The 1,676-nt window shown below is 66.9% G+C and carries 3 protein-coding genes; 2 read left to right on the plus strand and 1 reads right to left on the minus strand.

Features of this window, described 5'->3' with window-relative positions; all coding sequences use genetic code 11:
• The first annotated feature begins 83 nt into the window (after nucleotides 1–83).
• Nucleotides 84–668 (plus strand): bifunctional adenosylcobinamide kinase/adenosylcobinamide-phosphate guanylyltransferase, encoded by a 585-nt coding sequence (cobU, locus tag NKI32_RS31495; RefSeq protein ID WP_502898012.1) that lies wholly within the window; start codon nucleotides 84–86, stop codon nucleotides 666–668.
• A complete protein-coding gene (cobO, locus tag NKI32_RS31500; RefSeq protein ID WP_023731212.1) occupies nucleotides 668–1,282 on the plus strand; it encodes a cob(I)yrinic acid a,c-diamide adenosyltransferase in 615 nt (204 codons plus the stop codon). The genes cobU and cobO overlap by 1 nt, the downstream gene beginning before the upstream one ends.
• Before the next feature lie 146 nt (nucleotides 1,283–1,428).
• On the opposite strand, the gene NKI32_RS31505 is transcribed toward cobO, so the two are convergent.
• A partial coding sequence (locus NKI32_RS31505) for a hypothetical protein (protein WP_353005231.1) occupies nucleotides 1,429–1,676 on the minus strand: 248 nt, incomplete at its 5' end.

A 1,676-nucleotide genomic window follows, 5' to 3' on the forward strand; every position in this document is an offset into this window, starting at 1 on the left:
GGGTCCCCCCCCCCCCACCGCGCCGCGCCCATAATCCGCGGCCCCCCCCCCCCAACACCCCCCCCCCCCCCCGCCCGCGGGGGGTGGCCCCGCCCCCCCCCCCCCCCCCCGCCCCGGGCGCCCCCCCCCCCCCCCCACCCGCCGGCCCCACTGGTTTCCCTCCGCGTTTTTCCCCAAACACCCGCGGGGGGGCGCGGGGGCCACCGCGCGCCCATGCCGAAACTTTGGCAACGGCGTTGCCGCCGCCATGGGCCTATATCGCCACCGCGCAAGCCTATGACGGCGAAATGCGCGAGCGCATCGCGCAGCACCGCTCGCGCCGCGGCGAGGGATGGGCGACCATCGATGCCCCGCTTGATCTTGCCGGTGCGCTCGAGGCATTGCCGGACAGCCAGCCGGTGCTTGTCGACTGCCTGACGCTTTGGCTAACCAATCATATGCTGGCCGATCATGATCTGGAGGGGGAGTGCCGGCGGCTGGCCGATGTGCTTTCGCGGCCGCGCGGACCGTGGTTCGTGGTCTCCAACGAAGTCGGACAAGGCATCGTGCCCGAAAATGCGCTGGCACGCCGGTTCCGCGATGCCGCCGGCCGGCTCAACCAGCAGATCGCGGTGGTAGCTGATATGGTGCTTCTGATAGTGGCGGGGCTGCCGCTCAAGGTGAAATAATGACTGACATCGACGCAAAAGACGAAGAGCGCCATCGCGCCAAGATGGCCAAGCGCAAGGCGGTGCAGGACGCCGAGGTCGCGGAAAAGACGGTCGAGAAGGGGCTGCTGATCGTCAACACCGGACCCGGCAAGGGCAAGACCACGGCTGCCTTCGGGCTGGCGCTGCGCATGCTCGGCTATGGCAAGCGCGTCGGCATCGTCCAGTTCATCAAGGGCAAATGGCACACCGGCGAGAAGGATGCCTTCGCGGCGTTTGGCGGCCGCGTCGTCTGGCACACGATGGGCGAGGGTTTCACTTGGGAGACGCAGGATCTGAAGCGCGACATTGCGGCGGCCGAAGCCGCCTGGGCCAAGGCGCTGGAGCTGATCGCCGATCCCTCGATCAGCCTCGTCGTGCTGGACGAACTGAACATCGCGCTGCGTTACGACTATCTTGATCTCGACAGAGTGGTGGCGGCGCTGAAAGCGCGGCGCGAAGGTCTGCATGTCGTCGTCACCGGCCGCAACGCCAAGCCGGCGCTGGTCGAGGCGGCGGATCTGGTGACGGAGATGGGCGTGACGAAGCATCATTTTTCGGCCGGCGTGAAGGCACAGCAGGGGATTGAGTTTTAGGGCGCTTACCTCCCCCTTGTGCGATTTCTTAGCCTCCCTCTTGTGGGGAGGGTCGATCCGCAAAGCGGATTGGGGTGGGGGTTCTCGTAGGGCGCAGTCCCCCACCCCGGCGCTTCGCGCCGACCCTCCCCACAAGGGCATAGGCGCTAAGATAGCTTTGGCATGGACTGAAACTTGCGCTTTCGTGGTGGTTCGCGCCAGCGATATCGCAAGGCATGGAGATTGTGGCGCAGGGCCGCCAAGGAAGGTTGAGGAAAGATGGTCGCGATCAGGATGGTCGCGATCAGAGAGGCGACGATCTGGCGGGTGGCGCGCCACAGCAGCGGGCGCCCGTCGCTCAAGGGGGAGAGACACCCAACTCCTGCGAGAGGGGTTCGGTCACAAGCGCGATGAG

Origin of the sequence: Mesorhizobium sp. M0761 (assembly GCF_040320205.1) — a bacterium.
In the GTDB taxonomy this organism is placed as follows: domain Bacteria; phylum Pseudomonadota; class Alphaproteobacteria; order Rhizobiales; family Rhizobiaceae; genus Mesorhizobium.

Excerpts from the sequence above, each read along its gene's own strand:
- cobO (WP_023731212.1), top strand. The coding sequence starts at position 668 with ATGACTGACATCGACGCAAAAGACGAAGAGCGCCATCGCGCCAAGATG.